Below are 22,182 nucleotides of genomic sequence, written 5' to 3'. Positions count from 1 at the left end.
TGAGCTAGGCGAATATCCGTTGGTCTGTACCAAGGGCCGGGTCATCCGGCACTACCGGAAGGCCCAGCCGATGTCCTCCAGCAAGCGCAGCGAAGAGCTGCGGCGACTCGCGCTCTCCGTCCTCCAGCCGGGCTTCGTGGGCACCGAGGCGCCGGAGTGGATCCTGCGCGACATCCGTGACGGTCTGGCCTCCGTCGTGCTCTTCGCGCGCAACATCGTGTCGCCGGAACAGGTCGCCCGCCTGACGTCCCAACTCCGCGCCGAGAAGCCCTCGTTGATCATCGCCATCGACGAGGAGGCGGGGGACGTCACCCGCATCGAGTCGTCGACCGGATCCACCCGGCCCGGCAACTTCGCCCTCGGCGCCGTGGACGACCCCGAGCTGACCGAGTCCGTCGCGCGCGACCTGGGCCGCCAGCTCCACGCGTCCGGCGTGAGCCTCAACTACGCGCCCAGCGTGGACGTCAACTCCAACCCCGACAACCCGATCATCGGCGTCAGGTCCTTCGGCGTCGACGCGGGCCTGGTCTCCCGGCACGCCGCCGCGTGGATCCAGGGCCTCCAGTCGGGCGGGGTCGCCGCCTGCGCCAAGCACTTCCCGGGCCACGGGGACGTCGCCGTCGACTCCCACCACGGCCTGCCCACCTACGACGCGGACCTCGACGAGATCGCCGCGCAGGCACTGCCCCCGTTCCGGGCCGCGCTGGAGGCGGGGGTGCGCGCGGTCATGAGCGCCCACCTCCTCGTCCCCGCGTACGACCCCGACCTGCCGGCCACTCTCAGCAGCCGGGTCCTCAACGGCCTGCTCCGCAAGGAACTCGGCTTCGACGGACTGATCGTCACCGACGCCATCGAGATGGGCGCGGTGACGAACCGTTACGGGATCGAGGGCGCCACGGTCATGGCCGTCGCCGCCGGGGCCGACGCGATCTGCGTGGGCGGCGAGAGCGCGGAGGAGTCCACCGTCGCCCTCCTCGCCGACGCCCTCGTCCGCGCGGTGTCCTCCGGGGACCTCGCCGAGGACCGCCTCGCGGAAGCCTCCCGCCGGGTCGCCGAGTTCGCCGAGTGGTCCACGCGCCTGGGCCAGGGCGTGCCGGTCGACCCCGTCAGCGGCGACATCGGCTTCGTCGCCGCGCGGCGCGCGATCCGTACGAGCGGTACGACGCAGGGCGTCCTCCCGCTGGCGGCCGCGCCCCACGTGGTGGAGCTGGTGCCGTCCAACAACCTGGCCATCGGCAAGGAGACGCCGTGGGGCGTCGCCGTACCGCTGCGCGAGCGGCTGCCGGGAACGACCTTCGTACGCGTGCACCACCAGCAGTTGGAGGCGGACTCCACCGTCCTGGAGAAGCACGCGCTGGCGCCCGCGTCGGGCCGGCCGATCGTCCTGGTCGTACGGGACGCCTCCCGGAACAAGTGGATGGGACGCGCCCTCGCGGACCTCACGGCGGCGCGCCCCGACGCGATCGTGGTGGAGATGGGCCTGCCCGGCTCGGCCGTCCCCGGCGCTCTCCAGATCTTCACGCACGGCGCGACCGCGGCCTCGGGCGTCGCGGCGGCCGAGGTCCTGGTCGGCGCCTGACGTACCGTCAGCTCCCGCTCGCCCGTTGCCCGTCGGCGGATGTCCGGCGCCCGGGCCCGCGCGCTTCAGCCCTCCAGGATCAGTCTCTCCAGGGCCGCGCGGGCCTCGGCATCGGAGCGGGAGCGGGCGGCCATGGCCGCCGCGAGGCGGCGCGTCCACTCGTCCAGGCCCACCGGGGTACGGGACAGCACCACGCCCCGCACCATCTTGGCGACCTCGGCCACCGGGTGGCCGTGCGTGAGGGTGAGCGTGAGGCGCTGGTCCTCCAGGGCGATCTCCACCCGCTCGACCCGGCCCTCGCGGCCGGCGAGGCGGTCGGACAGCGTCCGCCTGCGGTCCAGCGTGATGGATCCGGGCGGGAGCGCCACCGCCAGCGAGCCGCTGAGCACCTGGCCGTAGATCTCCAGGTCCGCGGCGTCCCTGCGGAGGGCCGCGGCGAGGGTGTCGACGGTCCGGGCGGGGTTCGGCTCTCCGGCGTCCGGGGGAGATACGGGGGCGAGGTCCGGCTCCGCCGGGGAGGCGGGCAACAGGGCCTCGCCCTGCGCCTCGTTCTCGGTCCCGTCCTGGCCGCGCTCCGGGTCCTGGCCCTGGCCTTGGTCCATGCGGGCGTCACCCATCCAGGCTCAGCACCATCGTCGGACGTTCGATCTCGTGGTCGGAGCGCAGCGGCCGTACCGCCGTACCGATCGAGAAGAACTCCGTGGTGTGCCCGCCCCAGCGGTGGTTGTGCGCGTTCAGCTGCACGCCGACCACACCCTCCGCGTCCAGCTCCTCCGCCTCCGCCTGCATCCGCGCCATGGCCAACTCGCGGGCGTCGTAGAGGGCCTGGGTGAACTTCTCGATCTCCACGTTCTTGCCGAAGTTGGAGAACGTGGACCCCATCCGCTGGTGCGCGATGTGGTAGACGCAGGTGCCCATCACCATGCCGAGCGGCGCGTAGCCCGCCCGGATCAGGGTCCAGAAGTCCTGGCCCGAGAGGTCCGAGGTGAAGGGCTGGCCCTTGTTGTTGCGCCAGGCCGTGCCGCCCGGCGCGGGGTGGTCGGACTTCACGGCCGTGCCGATGGCGATGAACTCGGCGATGTCGTTGCCGAACTCCCGTGCCTCGACGCTCAGTCGCACCCCGACGATGCCGTCCGCGCCCAGTTGCGCGGCCTCGGCCTCCATCCGGGTCATGGCCAACTCGCGGGCGTGGTACATCGCCTGGCTGAGGGTCTCCAGTTCCTGGTTCTTGTTCCACCGGCCGAGCTGGATGCCCACGTGGTAGATCGAGCTGCCGAGCACCAGGCCGATGGGCCGGAAGCCCACTTCCCGTACGAGCAGGAACTCGTTCACCGACAGGTCGCTCGTGAAGATCGAACCGGCCTTCCCCGGCTCCAGCGCCGCCAGCCTGCGCATGGCGTCGACCGGGACGCCCTGGTCGCCCGGGGCGGCGCCGGGATCCGGCGCCGCGTCCATGGGGCCGACGTCGTACGTACCCTCGTCCGCGCTGTCACCACTCACGTCTCCACCTCTTCCTCCGGGCCGTGTCATCCCTGGTCGCCCAACTCCTCCAGTTCCGCGCCGAGCCGGCGGCGCTCGGCCGGATCCCCGTACGGACTGGCCTCCATCGCCGCGAGCCGCCGCCGCAGTCGTTCGCCCCGCCGCCCCAGCGGCATCACGGCGAGCGTCGGCGGCCGTTCCGCGCGCGTCCGGAAGCGGGCGATGGTCGTGCCGATCATCGTCGACTCGGCCACGTGGTCCTCCGCCTCGGTGCCGTACCGCGATGCCCGTACGCACGACTCCCGCCAGATCCGCAGGTCACCGCTGGCCAGGACCACGCCGTCGCCCCCGGCCCGGGTCCCTTGCAGCTCCAGCTGGTGCCGGGCGTCGGCCCGTACGTCCCCGACCAGCTCGCTCCACGCGCCGACCTCGGTGTTGTTCCACGAGAACGCCTGGGAGCGGGTGCCGAAGTCGTCGTGGCGTACGCCGATCGACATGCCGACCAGCAGTTCCACCGGCACCCAGCCCGCCGCGACGAGCTTCGCAAAGCCCTGGCCGTCCAGGTGGCACGTGAAGGGGCGCGGGGCCCGGACCTCACCCCTGGCCCGGACGGCCGTACCGATCACCTTGAACTCCAGGCAGTTCGGCTGCGAGGGAAAGGGCGCCATGGTGAACTCCGCCGCCACCACCCCGTCGCCGCCCAGCGCCGTGCACTCCGCCGCCAGCCTGCCCAGTGCGGTACGGCGCGCCTCGTCGAACACGTGCACGAGCCCGGCCGACGGGGCGTCGTCCCCGGACAGGGCCACCTGGCCGGGCGCGGACGACATCGTGTAGCCGGCCCCGAGGTAGAGGCAGTCGTAGTAGCCCCAGAACCGCCCCGCGCGCCCGACCTGGTAGACCGTCGACCCCATCGCCTGCCCGACCGGCTCGAAACCCACCGAGCGGATCGCCGCGAAGGCGCTGGTGGAGAGCGCGGACGACCACGTTCCGCTTCGTTGGGCCTCGGTGATGCGCAGCTCGGCGGCGGGGGGCAGGCCTGCGCCGCTCCATGGGACCGTCATCCGCCCACCACCTGTCGCTGACCGCGAGGATCGTCCGAGCTTGTGCGCCGGTGCTGCTTTCTGTCTCTTTTGTGCCTCTCTTCACCCTAATCCAGTCGAGCGACGAGCGCCGGACCCGCTCGGTGGCGCCCACCGCGGATCGCCGAGGATTTCCCTGAAACATTCCGGCCCGGCCGGCGCGTCAGACAGATGTAAGGCCGGGAAGCCGGAGCAGTTCACGGAACGGGGAGACCATGGCCCTCATGGGGGTGAGGGGGCGGAGCGGCGGCGAGATCGTGCGCACGACCCGCGCGGACGATTTCAAACAGTTCGCGGCCGGCCGCACGAACCCCCTGTTCCGCTCCGCGTGCCTGCTGACCAGCGGGGACACGCATCTCGCCGAGGACCTGGTGCAGGAGACCCTCGGCCGGATGTACGCGCTGTGGGGGCGCGTCGCCCGCATCGACAACCCGGCGGGGTACGCCCAGACCGTCCTGGTCCGTACGTTCCTCACCCACCGGCGGCGGCGCTCGGCCACCGAACGTCCCGTCGAGGCGATACCCGAGGCCGTCCTCCACTCGGCCGACGACCCCGCGCTGCGCGTGGCGCTCCTCGCCGCGCTCGGCCGGCTCGCGCCGAAGGACCGGGCGGTGGTGGTGCTGCGGTACTGGGAGGACCGCAGCATCGAGGAGACCGCCGAGGCGATGCAGTGCAGTCCGGCGGCCGTACGCACCCGTTCGGTACGGGCGCTGGCGAAGCTGCGCGAGCAACTGGGCGGAGCCTTCGCCGAGTTCGCCGACCACTGACCGTCGTACCACCTCAGCCCGGAACCGGCGCTGTTCCATGAACCATGAGTTAGGAGTGGGATCAGCCATGCCCATCGAAGAGCCGTTCGAGGACAGGATCGGTCAGGCGCTGCGAGCCACGGGCGACGCCTTCGAGCCCCCCGACCGCTCCGCCCTCGTCGACGGCGGACTGGCACGCGGCCGCCGCACGGTGGTCCGGCGGCGGTGGGCCGCCGTGACCGGGAGCGTGGTGGCGCTGGCCGTGGTCGGTGTCGGCGGGGCGTACGGCGGGGGGTGGTGGAACGGTACGGGGAAGGGCGACACGTCCGTCGCGCTGCCCGCGCTGTCCGCCTCCGCGAAGGAGACGTCCGGGGCCGAGCTGACCAGGATCCTCACCGGGCTGCTTCCCCGGGGAACGTTCGGTGAGGTGACCGCCCGGGGGCCGGGGGACCCGCACGGCGCCCTCGTGTCCGGGGTGTTCGACGACGGGAAGGGCCGGGCCGGGATCTCGCTCACCCTCACCCGCGTGTCGGGCGAGCCCGCGATCCCGGAGAAGCAGTGCCCCCCGCGGGCGATCGTCCCGCACAAGGGCTGCTCCCTCACCACGCTGCTCGGCGGCTCGACGCTCCGGATCTTCCAGGGGTACGAGTACCCGGACCAGCCGCAGGGTGTCCAGCGGTGGCAGGCGACGCTGGTGACCGACCGGTTCCTGGTCGACGTCACCGAGTACAACTCCCCGGCCGAGAAGGGGGCTCCGGTCTCCCGGCCCGAACCACCGCTCGGCGTCGAGCAGTTGCGGGACCTGGTGACGTCGAACGCGTGGAACGGGCCGCTGGGCGAGTTGGCCGTCGCGCCGTCGGGCAAGGACGCCACCGGCCCGGCGAAGGCCCCCACCCGGTCGGCCGCCCCCTCCACGACCCCGGACCCGAAGGGGGCGGGCGGGAGCGGGTCGGCCGGGACCGCGCCGAAGAAGGTCCGTCAGACGTTCCTGTCCCTGCTCCCCGCCGGGGTGAAGGTGCTCGACCAGGGCGGGCAGGGCGACGAGTACGCGTACGCCGTCGTGGACGACGGCAAGGGGGCGGGCTTCGTGCAGATCAACGTGCAGGCCGGCATGGGCGACGTCGCGGGCGAGTTGTTCGGGGCGGGCTCGACGACCCTGCCGGACGGCACGCTCCTCAGCACGAAGAAGGAGCCCAGCGAGAAGGGCGGTCAGGGCGCGGTCATGTGGACGGTCGACACCCTGCGCCCCGACGGGCTCCGGGTGGTGGTCTCCGCCCTCAACGCGGCCGGGTTCCACGCCGACGCGACCCGGGAGGCGCCCGTGCTCTCGATCGAACAACTCACCGCCCTCGCCACCAGCGAGAAGTGGCGAACGGCCCGCTAGGGCCGCCCACGAGGAGGCACCGAGATCCGCCGAGCCGGGGGGCCCGGCGGCTCCCGCCACCCGCTACGCACCCACCCTGCGCCGGGCCCTACCCTGCGCCGGGCACCCACCCGCACCCGGCCCGGTACCCGCGCCGCTGCGGGGCCCGGCAGTCCGGTCCGCCCGCTGCGGCTCGCGGACCCCGCCCCGCGCCGGGCCGGAGCCGACGCCGCTCCGTTCGCGGCCCGCGTCGCTCCAGCACCGGGGCCTGCCCCGCCGCAGCCCGGCAGTCCGGGCCGGCGGCCTGCCCCCTGACGGGCCCAGCACCCGCGCCGTCCGGGCTCACCGCTCCCGCTCGCGGCGGCCTTCCCCGCGTCGGGTCCGGAGTCGGCGCTGCTCCCGTTCGCGGTCCGCGTCGTCCCGGGGCCGGACCCCGCCCCTCCGCGGCCCCCGGCCGGCCGGCCCCTTACTTCGCGTCGAAGTAGCGCTCCACCGTTGCCGTCGTGAACGGGAACCTCACCGGTGTCTCGCCGAAGGCGATGCGGCCTGCCAGTTCGCCTGCCGCGTGGATCGCCTTCGTCACCTCCGCCGTCTCCTCCTCCGGGCAGTGCACGATCACCTCGTCGTGCTGGAAGAACACCAGCTCCGCCCGCAGTCCCGCCGTCGACCGCCGCAGCGCCGCCAGCATCAGCAGCGCCCAGTCCGCGGCGCTGCCCTGCACGACGAAGTTCCGCGTGAAGCGCCCGCGCGCCCGCCCGTTCGTCGACGCGTACCCGGGGGTGAACTCGCCGTCCCCGGACGCCGCTTCGCCGCCCTCCTGCGGGATCCCCGCCTCCCCGTCGTCCTCCGCCCCGGCCGCGCGCGGGCTCGTGCGCCCCAGCCACGTCCGTACGAGCTGGCCCTCCTCGCCCGCCTTCGCCGCGTCGTCCACGTACGCCACGGCCAGCGGGAACCTGCGCCGCAGCGCCGCCAGGTTCTTCAACCCGTCGCCCGACGTCTGGCCGTAGATCGCGCCCAGCAGAGCGACCTTCGCGTGGTCGCGGTCGCCCGCGAACGCGCGGTCGGACAGGGCCGTGTACAGGTCGCCGCCGTGCCCGGCCACCTCCATCAGGCCCGGGTCGCGCGAGATCGCGGCCAGCACCCGGGGCTCCATCTGGTCCGCGTCCGCCACGACCAGCCGCCACCCCTCGTCCGCGACGACGGCCCGCCGTATCACCTTGGGGATCTGGAGGGCCCCGCCGCCGTTGGTCGTCCAGCGGCCGGAGACCGTACCGCCCGGCAGGTACTCCGGCCGGAAGCGGCCGTCCCGTACCCAGTCCTGGAGCCACCCCCAGCCGTGCGCCGTCCAGATCCGGTACAGCTTCTTGTACTGGATCAGCGGCTCCACCGCCGGATGGTCGATCTCCGCCAGCTCCCAGCGCCGCGTCGACCTCACCTTGATCCCGGCCTGCGCGAACGCCTTCACCACGTCGGCCGGCAGGTCAGGACGCACCCGCCGCCCGAACGCCGCCGACACCTCGTCCGCCAGCTCCGCCAGCCGCCGCGGCTCGCCCCCGCCCGCGTACCGCTCGCCCAGCAGCTCGTTCAACACCTCGCGGTGCACGTCCGCCCGCCACGGCAGCCCCGCGCGGTGCATCTCGGCGGCCACCAGCATCCCCGCCGACTCCGACGCCGTCAGCAACCGCATCCGCCCCGGGTGCTCGGCCTCCCCGTGCCGATCCTGCTGCCGCGCGTACACCTCCAACAGGCCCTCGAACGGGACGTCCGCGCCCGCGTGCTGCTCGAACAGCGACGACTGCGACCCCGGCGCCGCCGAGCGCGGCGGCGGATCGGGCGGTACGGGCCCGTTGCGCAGCCGCGCCCAGGCCGCCGCCGCCGACCGGGGCTCGCCGAGCCGGCCCTCGTGGCCGAGGAGGAGCTGCTCGGCCGCCTCGATGTCGTAGCACCGCTCCACCCGTACCCCCGCCGCCAGCAGGCGCGGATACGTCTCCGCCGTCGACCGCCACACCCACCGGCCGACCTCCGGCAGCCGCTGCCTGACCGCCGCGACCAGGTCGGGCTCCCGCAGCACGGGCCCGGCCGGACGCCCGTCCGCGCCCAGCGGGGCGAGCAGCGCGCCGCCGCCGTCCGTCGGCGCGACAGCCCATCGATCGGTCATGGGAACGAGTTTCGCAGGAGGGTCTGACAGCCAGGTCCGACCGGCCGGGGTCCCGGGAGGCGACAGGATCGAGCCCACAGGAACACGACCCCCACCCCACCCCCACGGAGACAGGCATGAAGGCGATCGAGTTCGAGGAGTTCGGCGGCCCCGAGGTACTGCGCCTCAAGGACATCGACGAACCGCACGCGGGCCCCGGCCAGGTCCGGGTGGCCGTGAAGGCCGCCGGCGTCAACCCGATGGACTACAAGATCCGCCACGGATGGCTGAAAGATTTCTTCCCCACCCCGCTGCCGTACGTCCCCGGCCTCGAATTCGCCGGTGTCGTCGACGAGACCGGTGAGGGAGTGACGGAGTACGCCGTCGGCGACGAGGTGCTGGGGTGGTGCGCCACCGGTTCGTACGCCGAGTACGCCCTCGCCGACGTCATCGCCCCCAAGCCCGCCGGCCTCGGCTGGGCGGAGGCCGCGGCCGTCCCGATCGCCGGGGAGACCGCGAACCGGGTGCTGGACCTGCTGGCGGTGGCCGACGGCGAGACCCTGCTCCTGCACGGCGCGTCCGGCGGCGTCGGCGCGGTCGCCGCCCAGCTCGCGGTGGCGCGCGGCGTCAACGTCATCGGCACGGCGGCCCCGGCGAACCACGACTACGTGCGCTCGCTGGGCGCCGTCCCCGTGGCGTACGGCGAGGGTCTCGTCGAACGGGTCCGCAAGGTCGCGCCCCAGGGCGTGGACGCCGTCTTCGACGCGGCGGGCCGGGGCGCGCTGCCCGACTCGATCGAACTGCGCGGCGGTACGACCGACCGCATCGTCACCATCGCCGACGGGGAGGCCGCCGCGTACGGCGTGACGATGACGTCCGGCGCGCCGGACGACGAGTCGCGGCGGGACTCCCTGGTACGGACCGCCCGGCTGGCGGCGGACGGCGACCTGCTCCTCCGGATCGCGGAGACGTACCCGCTGGCCGGCGCGGCCGAGGCACAGGCGCGGATCGAGCAGGGCGGCGCGAACGGAAAGCTGGTGATCGTGCCGTAACGCGGCGGGGGCGGCGGGGTCGCGAGACCCCTGCCCCCTCAGCGAGCGCCCCGCCCGCCCCCCTCAGCCAGACTCCGGCCCCGTCAGCGACCGGATCACCCGCGCCGGATTCCCCACCGCCAGCACCCCCGCCGGCAGGTCCTTCGTCACCACGGCCCCCGCCCCCACCACCGTGTTCTCGCCGATCGTCACCCCGGGGCAGACGATCACCCCGCCCCCCAGCCACACGTTGTCCCCGATGGTGATCGGAGCCGCCCGCTCCCACCCCGCCCGCCGCCGTTCCGTGTCCAGTTCGTGGAGCGGCGTGAGCAGTTGGACGTTCGGGCCGATCTTGACGTCCGCCCCGATCGTGATCGGTGCCGCGTCCAGGAACACCGCGTTGAAGTTGACGAACGTACGGTCCCCGACGCTGATGTACGTACCGAAGTCGCAGTGGAACGGCGGCCGGATGTTCACCCGCTCACCGACCGAACCGAGCAGCTCCGCCAGGATCCCCGCCCGGTCGGCGGGCGCCGCGCCGCCGCCGGCGTTGTACGCCGCGCAGAGCGCGAAGCGCCGCTCGGTGTCCGCGCCCAGCTCCTCGTCGTCCGCGACGTACCACTCCCCGGCCAGCATGCGCCGCTTGTTCTCGCCCACGGACGGTCCTCTCGTCGGATGCGGGACGCACTCGAAGTGCGGATCGATCGCACCCGAGGACGCGATACGGAGGCGCCCACGGTAGTCGTACCGCCGGTCTGGGACCATTGATCCTTCGGGCGGGTACGGCGGGCGGGTTCGGAGAGGGCAGTGGCATGAGCGAGGCCGGCACACGGACCGTCGAGCGGGCCCTCGCCGCCCTCCTGGCCACCGGCGGCCGGGGCCGCGACGGCGGCGAGGGCGTCGACACCGGCGCTTCCCTCCTCGCCGCCGACCCCACCGCCGACGCCGAGCTGCGCCGGCGCGGCGAGGGGTTCGTCCGGCTGGCCTGGGAGCGCGGCTGGCAGCCCGCCGACGTCGTACGGCTGGTCCGCCGCGACCTCGACGAGACACACGTCCGGCTGGTCACCGACCTGATCACGGCGGAGACGGAGGGGTACGAGCGGCTCCCGCCGCGCTGGTCCGGCCAGCTCGCCGACCTCGCCGCCGACGTGGGCCAGGAGCGGCCAAGGACCGACCGCTTCTCGCACGCCACCGCCGTACTGGAGCTCTACCTGCTGCTCGTCCGCCTGCCCGCCCTCGAACCGGTCGGTCCCGTCCCGGGCACCCCCCTGCACCTGCCGCCCGCCGAGGGCGAGCCCCGCATGCTCACCCGGATCCGCGCGCTGCTCGCGAAGGCGGAGGCGACGGGCTACCCGCCGGAGGCCGAGGCGCTCACCGCCAAGGCGCAGGAGCTGATGGCCCGGCACAGCATCGACGACGCGCTCCTCGCCGACCGGACGCTGCGCGGTGACGTGCCCGGCGCGTGCCGGATCGGGGTGGACGCGCCGTACGAGACGGCGAAGGCGATCCTGCTCGACGCCGTCGCCACCGCCAACCGCTGCCGCGCGGTGTGGAACAGCGCGTACGGCTTCTCCACCGTCGTCGGCTTCGAGGCCGACCTGACGGCGGTCGAACTGCTGCACACGTCGTTGCTGGTGCAGGGGACGGCGGCGATGACCCGCGCCGAGGCCGAGCAGCGGGCGGCGGGGCGCAAGCGGACGAAGACCTTCCGGCAGTCGTTCCTGATGGCGTACGCGCATCGCATGGGCGAACGGCTGGCCTCGGCGACCGAGCACGTCACGGCGGACGCCGGCGCGCACCCGGGGGAGGGGTCCGCCGCCCTGCTGCCGGTGCTGGCCGCGCGGGACGTGGCGGTCGAGGACCGTACGGACCGGATGTTCCCCGAGACGGTCGCGACCCGGGTGCGCGGGGTGACCGACGCGGCGGGCTGGACGCACGGCACGTCGGCGGCGGACGCGGCGCGGGTGCCGGGCGGCGGGGGCACGGGCGGCGGGGGTACGGGGGACGGGCGCGGCCGGATCCGCCCGGGGACGGACCGGCGCTGAGGGACGCGCGCCACTCGCCGTACGCCTGCCCCCCCCGGCAGCCACCACCCGGCAGCCCTCCGGCAGCCACCCCCCTGCCTACCAGGACGACTTGCGCACCCCCGGCAGGAACCCCGCGTGCGCCTGCTCGCGCAGCCGGACCCGGGAGATGCCGAACTTCCTGAGGTGACCGCGGGGCCGCCCGTCCACGCTGTCCCTGTTCCGCACCCGCGTCGCACTGGCGTCCCGCGGCTGGCGCAGCAACTCCGCGCGCGCCGCGTCCCGTTCGGCCTCGGGTGTGCCGGGGCGCCGCAGGATCTCCTTGAGTTCGGCGCGCCGTACCGCGTACCGCTCGACGATCACCTTGCGCCGCTCGTTGCGGACGATCTTGCTCTTCTTCGCCATCAGACCTTCACCCCGCGGGCGCGGATCCGGGCCACGGCGGCCTCGATGCCGATCGAGTCGATGGTCTTGATGCCCTTCGCGCTGAGCGTGAGGCGTACGTACCGGCCCTCGCCGGCGAGCCAGTAGCGCTTGCGCTGGATGTTCGGGTCGAACCGGCGGGAGGTGCGCCGGTGCGAGTGGGAGATCTGGTTGCCGAATCCGGGCTTGGCACCGGTCAGCTGGCAATGGGCGGACAACGTCGCGCACCCCTCTCTTTGGTAATGGAAACCGTTTCCATATACTAACCCCATGGCCCGCAACGAACTACGCCCGATCGTCAAGCTCCGGTCCACGGCGGGGACCGGCTTCACGTACGTGACCCGCAAGAACCGCCGCAACAACCCCGACCGCATGACCCTGCGCAAGTACGACCCGGTCGTCCGCCGGCACGTCGACTTCCGCGAAGAACGCTGACCCGCACCCGAGCCGATTCACGCCCCGAGCTGACCCGCACCCCGACAAGAGGACCCCCATGAAGCCCGGCATCCACCCCGACTACCGGCCCGTCGTCTTCCGCGACAAGGCCGCCGACTTCGCCTTCCTGACCCGGTCGACCCTCACCAGCACCAAGACGGTCGAGTGGGAGGACGGCAACACCTACCCCGTCGTGGACGTCGAGACGTCCTCGGCGAGCCACCCCTTCTACACGGGCACCGCCCGGGTGCTGGACACCGCCGGCCGCGTCGAGCGCTTCGAGCGCCGCTACGGCCGCAAGCCCGAGGCCCGTTGATGGGCGCGGCAAACGGCGCGGCAAACGGCGCGGCAAACGGCCCGGCGGACGGCGCGGGACCCGGAAGGAGCGGAGGCGACTCCCGCCTCCCCGTCGCCCTCGTCGGCGGCCTGCACTCCGACGCCCGCAAGGAAGCCGTCGAGCGGCTGCTCGCCTCCGTCCCCGGCAGCGTCGTGCTCCACCACGACCTCTCCACCGCCGAGCGCGGCACGGTCGTGCGGACGGTCCGCGACGCCTCCTCCCTGCTGTCCCACGGCGAGACCCCGCTGGTCAACGACTGCGCCTGCTGCGCCCTGCGCGAGGACCTCGTCCCCGAGCTGGTCCGGCTCGCCGACGACGGCATAACCCGCCTCGCGATCGTCGAGCTCTGGGACTCAGTCGAGCCGCGCGGCATGGCCGAGGTCATCGCCGCGCACGGCGAACGGCTCGTGGTCAGCTCCGTCCTGACCGCCGTCGACCCCGCCCTGCTCCTGCCCTACCTCGGCAACGGCGACGACCTCTCCGACGCCGGCCTCGCCGCGGCCGCAGCCGACCGGCGGACCGTCGCGGACACCTGGGCCAGGCAGCTGGAGTACGCGTCGGTGCTCGCCGTCACCGACAACCCGCTCGCGGACGACGAGGACCGGGCGCTGCTGGCCCAACTCCACCCCACCGCCCCCCAGGTACGGATCGAGGACGGCGCCGGGCTGGCCGCCGCCGCGGTGGCCGGCTTCGACATCGACTCGGCCGCGGCCCGCCAGCACCCCGCGTGCGCGCTGCTGCCGCAGGACGCCGACGACTGCGGTGTCGGTACGTTGGTGTGGCACCGCGACCGCCCCTTCCACCCCGAGCGCCTCTACCGGGCCCTGGAGGACCTGTGCTGCGCGGCGGCCCGCAGCCGCGGCCGCTTCTGGCTCGCCGACCGGCCCGACACCCTGCTGGCGTGGGACGCCGCGGGCGGCGCCCTGTGCGTGGAGAGCTTCGGCCCCTGGCTGGCCTCGCTGCCGGAGGCCGCCTGGGACACGGTGTCCCCGCTGCGGCGCGCCGCGGCGGCCCTGGACTGGCACCCCGAGCACGGCGACTGCTGCCAGCACCTGGTCTTCACCTCGCCCGGCCTCGACCGCGACGGGATCGAGCACCTCCTCGACTCCTGCCTGCTGACCGACGCCGAGTACCACGCGGGCCGCGAGGCCTGGAAGCAGTTGCCCCCCGCCTTCGACTCCCTCCTGGAGGTCTGACATGCCCACCCGAGGCCCCGCTTCCTCCGCGCGCGCCGGCTCCGGCCGCCGCGCCGACCGCAAGCCGTCCGCCCGCCCCAACCCGCTGGACCACGCGGGCATCACCTACGTCGACTACAAGGACACCGACCTGCTGCGGAAGTTCATCTCCGACCGCGGCAAGATCCGCAGCCGCCGGGTGACGCGCGTCAGCGCGCAGCAGCAGCGGCAGGTGGCGCGGGCGATCAAGAACGCGCGCGAGATGGGCCTGCTGCCGTACCGCTCGGTACCGCGCTGACCGGCGCGATCGGGCGCGGGACGCCGCGCGGGGCGCCGCACGCGCCGCGCTCCGGCCGACCGGAGGCTCCCCCCACGGCGTGGGGGGAGCCTCTCGCGCGTCGGGGGGCCTCTTCCGCGTTACCCGTGTGACCAATGTGATCTATGGGGCCGGTGTGACGCTCTCGATCTTTACCTGGACACTGGAGCCAGAAAGCCCTTCCGTGCGTCTGTTCCTGGAGAGCGCACGTGCACGCGTGAAGGTGTAACCGAGGGACCACCCCGCGTGCACGTGCATCTGCTCATGCATGCGCACATGAACACAGCTATGATCCGGGAAAGTTGACACTTGCACCTTGCAACTCGGGGAGCGACCTGTGCACCACGTGTACAACGGCATTGCGGCCACAGAGCTGCACGGCGTCGTCTGGCAGAAAAGTAGGCACAGCAACTCCCAGGGATCCTGCGTGGAGTTCGCCAAGTTGCCTGGTGGGGCGGTGGCGGTACGGAACTCACGCCACCCGGACGGCCCCGCGCTGGTGTACACGCCGGCCGAGATCGAGGCGATGCTGCTCGGCATCAAGGACGGCGAGTTCGACCACCTGATCGCGGAGGGCTGAGAGCCGCGAAGCGGGCGAACCGCCCGGAGAGTCGGGCCGGAACGCATGCGTTCCGGCCACCCTCGTGTCCGTCGTCCGGTCGTTCACTCGGTCCGGAGCTGGAAGAGCGCCCAGACCACCTTTCCGTGCAGCGATCCCGCCAGCGGGTGCCACCCCCAGGTGTCGCTGAAGGAGTCGACCAGGAACAGTCCCCGGCCGGACTCCGCCGCACAGTCCTCGTCCGTCTCCCGCGCCACCGGACTCGAGTGGCTGGGATCGCGGACCGCGCACACCAGACGCGACTTCCACCGCATCAGGTGCAGGCGTACGGGGGAGTCCTGGGGTTCCCGCGGGGTGTCCGCGGGCAGGGCGTGCCGCAGCGCGTTGGTGACCAGCTCGGACACGACCAGCGCGACGTCGTCGAAGCGGTCGTCGAGTTCCCACTGGCACAGCGTCGTCCGGGTGAACTGCCTGGCCCCGCGCACCGCCTCGTAGCGGGCGGGCAGGGCGCACGACGCCGAACTCGCGACCCCAGCGGGATCTATCGGGGGAAGCCCCTGCCTTAAAGGCTCGAGCATGGTCGATCCATTCGTCCCCATGCGAGGCACTCCCGGGATTCGCGGCCGTAGCGATACTGCGCGGTGGTCCAGCGTCACAACACGTCAATCACGAACGAGCACACAGGTGCGCGGGGACCATGGTTCCGAATGCGTACGGCAGATGCAAGGGCAGATGCACGTGCACGTGCCGGACCTGTCCCCTCCCGTGACGGTTCTTTCACATTTCTCCCACCGACTACTTTTAGGCTCTCCGTAAAGCCTTCTTCTTTCCGTAATCGAATGAGTACGCGCTGAAGCGTTTTGATGGCAGAATCCGGGGCTTGGGGTTCGGGGGTGCCCTGCGGTGAACCACTTGTGATGGGGAGGGTTGGAGACGTGACCGCAGCCGAATCGGGCGGTTCCGTAGTGCGGCGCATACTGCTGGGCTCACAGTTGAGGCGCCTGCGCGAGACGCGCGGCATCACCCGTGAGGCCGCCGGCTACTCGATCCGCGCATCCGAGTCCAAGATCAGCCGTATGGAGTTGGGACGGGTGAGCTTCAAGGCCAGAGACATCGAGGACCTGCTGACCCTCTACGGGGTCGCGGACGAGCGGGAGCGCGGAGCTCTCCTCGGCCTGGCCAGGGAGGCCAACGTCGCGGGCTGGTGGCACAGTTACAGCGACGTGCTCCCTGGCTGGTTCCCGACCTACATCGGTCTGGAGGGCGCCGCCTCACTCATCCGTATCTATGAAGTGCAGTTCGTGCACGGCCTGTTGCAGACCGAGGCGTACGCCCACGCCGTGGTCACCCGCGGGATGCGCGACCCCGAGAAGCAGTGCGCCGAGATCGAACGGCGCGTCGCGCTGCGGCTGGAGCGGCAGAAGGTCCTCGTCTCCGAACGGGCGCCCCGCTTCCACGCCGTGCTCGACGAGGCCGCGCTCCGCCGCCCGTACGGCGACCGCTCCGTCATGCAGGGCCAGTTGAGGCACCTGATCGAGATCTCCGAGCAGCCGAACGTCACCCTTCAGGTCATGCCGTTCAGCTTCGGCGGCCACGCCGGCGAGACCGGCGCCTTCACGATGCTGAGCTTCCCCGAGTCGGACCTCTCCGACGTCGTCTACCTCGAACAGCTCACCAGCGCGCTGTATCTGGACAAGCGCGAGGAGATCGCCCACTACGAACGGGTGATGGAGCGGCTGCATCAGGACAGCCCGGGGCCCGAGGAGAGCCGCGATCTGCTCCGTGGTCTCCTCGAACTCTGCTGATACAGAAGTATGATGACGTGACATCAGTGACGTGACATCGGTTACGCGGTAGTCCTGTACGCGGTAGTCCTGCGACGAGGGGTCGAGTCTCATGTCCTTCTTCACCAGCCTCGCCCATCAGTACATCGACGGTGAGTGGAAGCCCGGGAGCGGCTCCTGGGACATCATCGACTTCAACCCGTACAACGGGGAGAAGCTGGCCGCGATCACCGTGGCCTCGGTGGCGGAGGTCGACCAGGCCTACCGTGCGGCGGAACGCGCGCAGGTGCCCTGGGCCGCGACCAACCCGTACACCCGGCGGCTGGTGTTCGAGCGGGCCCTGCGGATCGTCCAGGACCGTGAGGACGAGATCGCCGAGACGATCGTCGCGGAGCTGGGCGGCACCCGCCTCAAGGCCGCCTTCGAGCTGCACCTCGCCAAGGAGTTCCTGCGCGAGGCGGCCCAGCTGTCGCTGCGCCCCGAGGGCCGAATACTCCCGTCGCCGATCGACGGCAAGGAGAACCGCGTCCACCGGCTGCCGGTCGGTGTCGTCGGGGTCATCAGCCCCTTCAACTTCCCGTTCCTGCTCTCGCTCAAGTCCGTCGCGCCGGCCCTGGCGCTCGGCAACGCGGTGGTCCTCAAGCCCCACCAGAACACCCCGGTCTGCGGCGGATCCCTGGTGGCGAAGGTCTTCGAGGACGCGGGCCTGCCGCCCGGCGTGCTGAACGTCGTGATCACCGACATCGCGGAGATCGGCGACGCGCTGCTGGAGCACCCCGTGCCCGCCGTCATCTCCTTCACCGGCTCGGACCGGGTGGGCCGGCACGTCGCCACGGTCTGCGCCCAGAACTTCAAGCGGTCCGTGCTCGAACTGGGCGGCAACAGCGCGCTCATCGTCCTCGACGACGCCGACATCGACTACGCGGTGGACGCGGCGGTGTTCAGCCGGTTCGTGCACCAGGGCCAGGTCTGCATGGCGGCCAACCGCATCCTGGTGGACCGCTCGGTCGAGGAGGAGTTCACCGAGAAGTTCGTCGCCAAGGTGCGGACGCTGAAGGTCGGCGACCCCGCGGACCCGGAGACCCACATCGGCCCGCTCATCAACTCCTCGCAGGCCGACTCCGTGACGGCGGCGGTCGAGCAGACCGTCGCGGCGGGCGCGACCGCGCTGCTGCGCGGCACGACCGTCGGCAACCTCGTCTCCCCGACGATCCTGACCGGCCTGCCGGCCGGCTCCCCGGTGCTCTCGCAGGAGATCTTCGGCCCGGTCGCGCTCCTCCTCCCGTTCGACGGCGAGGACGAGGCGGTACGGATCGCCAACGACACCCCGTACGGCCTGAGCGGCGCCGTCCACACCGGGGACATCGAGCGCGGCGTGCGGATCGCCCACCGGATCCGTACCGGCATGATCCACATCAACGACGGCACGGTCCACGACGAGCCGATCGTCCCCTTCGGCGGCGAGAAGCACTCGGGCTCGGGACGGCTGAACGGCGAGTCCATGATCGAGGCGTTCACCACCCAGAAGTGGATCTCGGTGCAGTACGGCCGCTCCACGTTCCCGTTCTGAGGCGAGTTGCGGGGTCGGCGCCGGGTGTGCCCTGCCGCGCAATAGCCTTGAGGCATGTCAGCGATCCGTTTGCTCGTGCTCGGCGCGGTGCGCCAGCACGGGCGGGCCCACGGCTACCAGGTGCGCAACGACCTGGAGTACTGGGGCGCCCATGAGTGGTCCAACGCCAAGCCCGGCTCGATCTACCACGCCCTCAAGCAGATGGCGAAGCAGGGCGTGTTGCTGGCCCACGAGGTGGCGCCGAGCACGGCGGGCGGACCGCCGCGGACCGAGTACGAGATCACCGCGACGGGGCACGAGGAGTACTTCAAGCTGCTCCGCGAGGCGCTGACGGCGTACGACCAGAACGTCGACGTCCTCTCCGCCGCCCTCGGTTTCATCCCTGACCTGCCGCGCGCGGAGGTGGTCGGCCTGCTGCGGCGGCGGGTGGCCGCGATCGAGGCCTGGCGGGACGCGGTGACCGAGGACTACGTACCGGAAGCCGGTCCCGAACAGCTCGGGCACATCGGCGAGATCATGAACCTCTGGGTGCACACGGCGGACACCGGCGCCGAGTGGACGCGCGGGCTGATCGCGCGCATCGAGGGCGGGGCCTACACCTTCGCGGGCGAGGGCGAGCCGTTCATCGGCGTGCTCGCCGACGGCGAGGAGAACCCTTACGCGACGGGCGTCACCCATGAAGGCGATCTCGGCTAATCAAGTTTGACCAAAGCGCGAACGGGGGATACCTTGGTGCGTGTGGTCAAGTTTGACTACTTCTGCTTGCCCGAAACGAAGGGGAACGCGTGGCTGAGCTGATCGACGTGATCGTCATGGAGGGCGTACGGAAGCGGTACGGCGGGAAGCGGGCGCTGGACGGCCTCGACCTGGCCGTGGCGCGCGGCACGGTGCACGGCGTGCTGGGACCCAACGGCGCCGGCAAGACCACGGCGGTACGGATCATGACGACGCTCCTGCGGCACGACGAGGGCGTCGCGCGCGTGGCCGGCTTCGACGTACGGACCCAGGGCGCCGAGGTGCGGCGCCGGATCGGGCTCCTCGGCCAGCACGCCGCCCTGGACGAGGAGTTGAGCGGCCGCCAGAACCTGGAGATGTTCGGGCGGCTCCACCGGCTCGGCGCCCGGGGCGCGGGGACCAGGGCCGACGAACTGCTCGACCGCTTCGGGCTCCTGGACACCGGGCGCAAGGCCGTCAAGCAGTACAGCGGCGGGATGCGGCGGCGGCTCGACCTGGCGGCGTCGCTGATCACCGACCCGGAGGTGCTGTTCCTGGACGAGCCGACCACCGGGCTCGACCCGCGCGGCCGGGCGGAGGTGTGGAGCGCGGTGCGCTCCCTGGTGGGCGGGGGGACGACGGTCCTCCTCACCACGCAGTACCTGGAGGAGGCCGACCAGCTCGCCGACCGCATCTCGGTCGTGGACGGCGGGCGCGTGGTCGCGGACGGCACGGCCGACGAGCTGAAGGCGACGATCGGCGGCGACCGCATCGACGTCGTCCTGCGGAACGCGGACCAGCTCGGCGAGGGCGCCCGGCTGCTGGCGGCCGTGGCGGGCACGTACGCGGTCGGCACGGACGTGGACCGGCGGCTGCTGAGCGCGCCCGTCACCGACCGGATGGCGGCTCTGGCCGAGGTGGTACGGGCGCTGGGGGCGGCGGGCATCGAGGCCGAGGACATCGCGCTGCGGCGGCCGACGCTCGACGAGGCCTTCCTCCACCTCACCGGCGGCGACACCCCGGGCCACCACGACCACCAGCAGGAGGCGCTCGTATGACCACCCTGGACGTGACCCCGTCCCTCCCCGCGGCCGGCGGGGGCAACCGGCTCGGCCGGGCGCTCGCCGACTCGTGGACCATGACCCGGCGCGAACTGGCCCACTGGGCGCGGCAGCCCGTCCAGGTCGTCGTGGGCCTGGTCTTCCCCGTGATGCTGCTCCTGATGTTCGGCTTCCTGGTCGGCGGCGGGCGCGGCCTCGCGGGGGACTACGTCGACTTCCTCGTACCCGGCATGCTCGCCCTGACGATGGCCTTCGGCCTCGAAGCGACGATGCTCGCCGTCACCCAGGACCTCAACAAGGGCGTCATCGACCGCTTCCGCTCGATGCCGATGGCGCCGTCGGCGGTCCTGGTGGGGCGCAGCGTCGCGGACATGATCCAGTCCGCGGTCAGCCTGGTGGTCATGATCGGCGTCGGCTGGGCGATCGGCTGGCGCTGGCACGACGGCCCGGCCTCGTTCCTGGGCGCGGTCGGGCTGCTGCTCCTCCTGCGGTTCGCGATGCTGTGGATCGGGATCCACCTGGCGATGGTGGCGGGCCGCCCGGAGATGGTGCAGGCGGTCCAGATCCTCGTCTGGCCGGTCGGCTTCCTCTCCAACGCCTTCGCGACGCCCCAGTCGATGCCGGGGTGGCTGGGCGCGGTCGTGGAGTGGAACCCGCTGTCGGCCACGGCCACGGCGGTACGCGACCTCTTCGGCAACCCGGGTGTCACGGGCGGCTCGTGGGCGGCCGACCACGCGGCGCTGCTGGCGGTGGCGTGGCCGGCGGCCCTCTTCCTGGTGTTCTTCCCCTTGGCGGTACGGAGGTTCCGCCGCCTGAGCCACTAGGGCGTCCCACTCCGTGACGGAACTCAGTGGTGGAAGGACGTGGCCGCCGTCTTGTCCCGGGCCGACGGGCGATCCTGGGCGCGCAGTTCGGGCAGCAGGTTCGCCAGGTCGGTGATCAGCAGCTCCGCCAGGTCCGCCGAGAAGCCGTTGCGGCACACGATGCGCAGCACGTCCAGGTCCTCGCGGTTGGCGGGGAAGGTGTACGCGGGCACCAGCCAGCCCCGCTCCCGCAGCCGCCGCGACACGTCGAAGACGTCGAAGTTCGTCACACCGGGAGCCGTGGTGAAGGCGAACACGGGCAGCTCGTCCCCCCGGGTGAGCAGCCGGAACTCCTTCATCGCCCCGATCCGCCCGGACAGCTTCATGGCGATGTCCCGGGCGGTCTGCTGGACCGCCCGGTAGCCGTCCCGGCCGAGGCGCAGGAACGTGTAGTACTGCGCGACGACCTGCGCTCCCGGCCGGGAGAAGTTCAGCGCGAAGGTGGGCATCTCGCCGCCCAGGTAGTTCACCCGGAACACCAGCTCCTCGGGCAGCTCGGCGGGCGAGCGCCACAGCGCCCAGCCCACCCCCGGGTAGACCAGGCCGTACTTGTGCCCGGAGGTGTTGATGGACGAGACGCGCGGCAGCCGGAAGTCCCAGACGAGGTCCTCGTCGAGGAAGGGCGCGACCATGGCGCCCGAGGCCCCGTCGACGTGGACGGGGACGTCGACGCCGGTGCGTTCCTGGAGGGCGTCCAGCGCCGCGCACAGCTCGGCGACCGGCTCGTAGCTGCCGTCGAAGGTCGAGCCGAGGACGGCGACGACGCCGATGGTGTTCTCGTCGCAGAGGTCGGCGGCGGCCTGCGGGTCGAGGTGGAAGCGGTCGCCCTCCATGGGTACCTGCCGCATCTCCACCTCCCAGAAGTTGCAGAACTTCTCCCAGCAGACCTGCACGTTGATGCCCATGACCAGGTTCGGCCGGGCCGTCGCCGGGTAGCGCGCGGCGTTCCGGGTGGCCCAGCGGCGCTTCAGCGCCAGCCCCGCGAGCATGCACGCCTCGCTCGACCCGGTCGTGGAACAGCCGACGGCCGTCGCCGGGTCGGGGGCGTTCCAGAGGTCGGCGAGCATCGCCACACAGCGCCGCTCCAGCTCGGCCGTGCGGGGGTACTCGTCCTTGTCGATCATGTTCTTGTCCCGGCACTCGCCCATCAGGATCCCCGCCTGGGGCTCCATCCAGGTGGTGACGAAGGTGGCGAGGTTCAGCCGGGAGTTGCCGTCGAGGAGCAGCTCGTCATGGACCAGCTGGTACGCGGTGGAGGGCGGCATGGGCCCGTCGGCCAGCCGGTGCAGCGGCGGCGCGGAGGTCATGCCGGCGATCGGATCCGCCTCCCCGTAGAAGGGGTTGAGCGACAGCCTGCGCGTCTCGGCGGCGTGCTCGTCCGACTCGTGCGGCGTCGGGGGCGCTCCTCGGTGGAGTGACACTGCGGGTCTCCTCGGCGTGGGAAAGGCCCCCTCGGCGAGGATACGGAGGATCGCCGCCGGTCGCCCGACGGGACGGACGAACGGGG

Annotated in this window: 24 protein-coding genes; 15 read left to right on the top strand and 9 right to left on the bottom strand. The window is 72.4% G+C overall.

What is annotated here, in order from left to right; all coding sequences use genetic code 11:
- The first annotated feature begins 70 nt into the window (after positions 1 to 70).
- Entirely contained in the window at positions 71 to 1,579 is a 1,509-nt protein-coding gene (locus tag HA039_RS14915; RefSeq protein ID WP_167029348.1) for a glycoside hydrolase family 3 protein, read from the top strand.
- Between the two features lie 65 nt (positions 1,580 to 1,644).
- On the opposite strand, the gene HA039_RS14910 is transcribed toward HA039_RS14915, so the two are convergent.
- Genes HA039_RS14910 through HA039_RS14900 form a run of 3 tightly spaced genes read right to left on the bottom strand, consistent with a single transcriptional unit; the run spans position 1,645 to position 4,119 of the window.
- Positions 1,645 to 2,196 carry a hypothetical protein gene (locus HA039_RS14910; RefSeq protein ID WP_208298616.1) on the bottom strand — a complete coding sequence of 184 codons (552 nt, stop codon included), beginning with the start codon at positions 2,194 to 2,196 and terminating at the stop codon, positions 1,645 to 1,647.
- Positions 2,189 to 3,079, bottom strand: coding sequence for a heavy metal-binding domain-containing protein (locus tag HA039_RS14905; RefSeq protein ID WP_243869439.1), 891 nt, complete (start codon positions 3,077 to 3,079; stop codon positions 2,189 to 2,191). The genes HA039_RS14910 and HA039_RS14905 overlap by 8 nt, the downstream gene beginning before the upstream one ends.
- A gap of 26 nt (positions 3,080 to 3,105) precedes the next feature.
- Positions 3,106 to 4,119: a heavy metal-binding domain-containing protein gene (locus HA039_RS14900; protein WP_167029345.1), complete on the bottom strand. Its 1,014-nt coding sequence runs from the start codon at positions 4,117 to 4,119 to the stop codon at positions 3,106 to 3,108.
- Between the two features lie 242 nt (positions 4,120 to 4,361).
- Here HA039_RS14900 and HA039_RS14895 point away from each other — a divergent pair, with 242 nt between their 5' ends.
- Both HA039_RS14895 and HA039_RS14890 read left to right on the top strand, forming a co-directional pair.
- A complete protein-coding gene (locus tag HA039_RS14895; protein WP_425086343.1) occupies positions 4,362 to 4,904 on the top strand; it encodes a SigE family RNA polymerase sigma factor in 543 nt (180 codons plus the stop codon).
- Between the two features lie 67 nt (positions 4,905 to 4,971).
- Positions 4,972 to 6,267, top strand: a complete 1,296-nt coding sequence (locus tag HA039_RS14890; RefSeq protein ID WP_167029341.1) for a hypothetical protein — start codon at positions 4,972 to 4,974, stop codon at positions 6,265 to 6,267.
- Between the two features lie 445 nt (positions 6,268 to 6,712).
- On the opposite strand, the gene HA039_RS14885 is transcribed toward HA039_RS14890, so the two are convergent.
- Positions 6,713 to 8,404 carry a bifunctional 3'-5' exonuclease/DNA polymerase gene (locus tag HA039_RS14885; protein WP_167029338.1) on the bottom strand — a complete coding sequence of 564 codons (1,692 nt, stop codon included), beginning with the start codon at positions 8,402 to 8,404 and terminating at the stop codon, positions 6,713 to 6,715.
- A gap of 116 nt (positions 8,405 to 8,520) precedes the next feature.
- On the opposite strand from HA039_RS14885, the gene HA039_RS14880 reads away from it, so the two are divergent.
- Complete coding sequence (locus HA039_RS14880) at positions 8,521 to 9,435, top strand: NADP-dependent oxidoreductase (protein WP_167029335.1); 915 nt, start codon at positions 8,521 to 8,523, stop codon at positions 9,433 to 9,435.
- 63 nt (positions 9,436 to 9,498) lie between these two features.
- Here HA039_RS14880 and HA039_RS14875 read toward each other — a convergent pair whose 3' ends face one another.
- Positions 9,499 to 10,071 carry a sugar O-acetyltransferase gene (locus HA039_RS14875; protein WP_167029332.1) on the bottom strand — a complete coding sequence of 191 codons (573 nt, stop codon included), beginning with the start codon at positions 10,069 to 10,071 and terminating at the stop codon, positions 9,499 to 9,501.
- A gap of 155 nt (positions 10,072 to 10,226) precedes the next feature.
- On the opposite strand from HA039_RS14875, the gene HA039_RS14870 reads away from it, so the two are divergent.
- Positions 10,227 to 11,459, top strand: a complete 1,233-nt coding sequence (locus HA039_RS14870) for a DUF2786 domain-containing protein (protein WP_167029328.1) — start codon at positions 10,227 to 10,229, stop codon at positions 11,457 to 11,459.
- Positions 11,460 to 11,537: 78 nt separating this feature from the next.
- On the opposite strand, the gene rpsN is transcribed toward HA039_RS14870, so the two are convergent.
- Entirely contained in the window at positions 11,538 to 11,843 is a 306-nt protein-coding gene (rpsN, locus tag HA039_RS14865) for a 30S ribosomal protein S14 (RefSeq protein ID WP_167029325.1), read from the bottom strand.
- The gene (gene rpmB / locus HA039_RS14860) at positions 11,843 to 12,079 is read right to left on the bottom strand and encodes a 50S ribosomal protein L28 (protein WP_167029322.1); all 237 of its coding nucleotides are present in this window, start codon (positions 12,077 to 12,079) and stop codon (positions 11,843 to 11,845) included. Before rpmB ends, rpsN begins: the two co-directional genes overlap by 1 nt.
- A gap of 52 nt (positions 12,080 to 12,131) precedes the next feature.
- Here rpmB and rpmG point away from each other — a divergent pair, with 52 nt between their 5' ends.
- From rpmG to HA039_RS14835, 5 genes are all read left to right on the top strand, one after another.
- Positions 12,132 to 12,296 carry a 50S ribosomal protein L33 gene (gene rpmG / locus HA039_RS14855; RefSeq protein ID WP_161309516.1) on the top strand — a complete coding sequence of 55 codons (165 nt, stop codon included), beginning with the start codon at positions 12,132 to 12,134 and terminating at the stop codon, positions 12,294 to 12,296.
- A gap of 58 nt (positions 12,297 to 12,354) precedes the next feature.
- The gene (locus tag HA039_RS14850) at positions 12,355 to 12,612 is read left to right on the top strand and encodes a type B 50S ribosomal protein L31 (protein WP_167029319.1); all 258 of its coding nucleotides are present in this window, start codon (positions 12,355 to 12,357) and stop codon (positions 12,610 to 12,612) included.
- A complete protein-coding gene (locus HA039_RS14845) occupies positions 12,612 to 13,829 on the top strand; it encodes a CobW family GTP-binding protein (protein ID WP_167029316.1) in 1,218 nt (405 codons plus the stop codon). Before HA039_RS14850 ends, HA039_RS14845 begins: the two co-directional genes overlap by 1 nt.
- A gap of 1 nt (position 13,830) precedes the next feature.
- On the top strand, positions 13,831 to 14,106 hold the full coding sequence (rpsR, locus tag HA039_RS14840; RefSeq protein ID WP_167029313.1) for a 30S ribosomal protein S18: 276 nt from the start codon (positions 13,831 to 13,833) through the stop codon (positions 14,104 to 14,106).
- Between the two features lie 355 nt (positions 14,107 to 14,461).
- Positions 14,462 to 14,704: a DUF397 domain-containing protein gene (locus HA039_RS14835; protein WP_167029310.1), complete on the top strand. Its 243-nt coding sequence runs from the start codon at positions 14,462 to 14,464 to the stop codon at positions 14,702 to 14,704.
- Between the two features lie 83 nt (positions 14,705 to 14,787).
- Here HA039_RS14835 and HA039_RS14830 read toward each other — a convergent pair whose 3' ends face one another.
- Entirely contained in the window at positions 14,788 to 15,282 is a 495-nt protein-coding gene (locus HA039_RS14830; RefSeq protein WP_167029307.1) for an ATP-binding protein, read from the bottom strand.
- Between the two features lie 336 nt (positions 15,283 to 15,618).
- On the opposite strand from HA039_RS14830, the gene HA039_RS14825 reads away from it, so the two are divergent.
- The 5 genes from HA039_RS14825 to HA039_RS14805 all read left to right on the top strand — a co-directional run bounded on the left by HA039_RS14825 (position 15,619) and on the right by HA039_RS14805 (position 20,636).
- Positions 15,619 to 16,488 carry a helix-turn-helix domain-containing protein gene (locus HA039_RS14825; protein WP_208298615.1) on the top strand — a complete coding sequence of 290 codons (870 nt, stop codon included), beginning with the start codon at positions 15,619 to 15,621 and terminating at the stop codon, positions 16,486 to 16,488.
- A 91-nt stretch (positions 16,489 to 16,579) separates the two neighbouring features.
- Positions 16,580 to 18,037, top strand: coding sequence for an aldehyde dehydrogenase family protein (locus tag HA039_RS14820; protein ID WP_167029301.1), 1,458 nt, complete (start codon positions 16,580 to 16,582; stop codon positions 18,035 to 18,037).
- Positions 18,038 to 18,091: 54 nt separating this feature from the next.
- Positions 18,092 to 18,733, top strand: coding sequence for a PadR family transcriptional regulator (locus tag HA039_RS14815; protein ID WP_167029298.1), 642 nt, complete (start codon positions 18,092 to 18,094; stop codon positions 18,731 to 18,733).
- Positions 18,734 to 18,831: 98 nt separating this feature from the next.
- Complete coding sequence (locus HA039_RS14810) at positions 18,832 to 19,809, top strand: ATP-binding cassette domain-containing protein (RefSeq protein WP_243870105.1); 978 nt, start codon at positions 18,832 to 18,834, stop codon at positions 19,807 to 19,809.
- The gene (locus tag HA039_RS14805; protein WP_167029292.1) at positions 19,806 to 20,636 is read left to right on the top strand and encodes an ABC transporter permease; all 831 of its coding nucleotides are present in this window, start codon (positions 19,806 to 19,808) and stop codon (positions 20,634 to 20,636) included. The genes HA039_RS14810 and HA039_RS14805 overlap by 4 nt, the downstream gene beginning before the upstream one ends.
- A 23-nt stretch (positions 20,637 to 20,659) precedes the next feature.
- On the opposite strand, the gene gad is transcribed toward HA039_RS14805, so the two are convergent.
- On the bottom strand, positions 20,660 to 22,096 hold the full coding sequence (gene gad / locus HA039_RS14800; RefSeq protein WP_167029289.1) for a glutamate decarboxylase: 1,437 nt from the start codon (positions 22,094 to 22,096) through the stop codon (positions 20,660 to 20,662).
- Positions 22,097 to 22,182 lie beyond the last annotated feature (86 nt).

Origin of the sequence: Streptomyces liangshanensis, from assembly GCF_011694815.1 — a bacterium.
Classification (GTDB): domain Bacteria; phylum Actinomycetota; class Actinomycetes; order Streptomycetales; family Streptomycetaceae; genus Streptomyces; species Streptomyces liangshanensis.
Note: the sequence above shows the minus strand (reverse complement) of the source record. Positions and strands in the feature narration are given on the sequence as shown.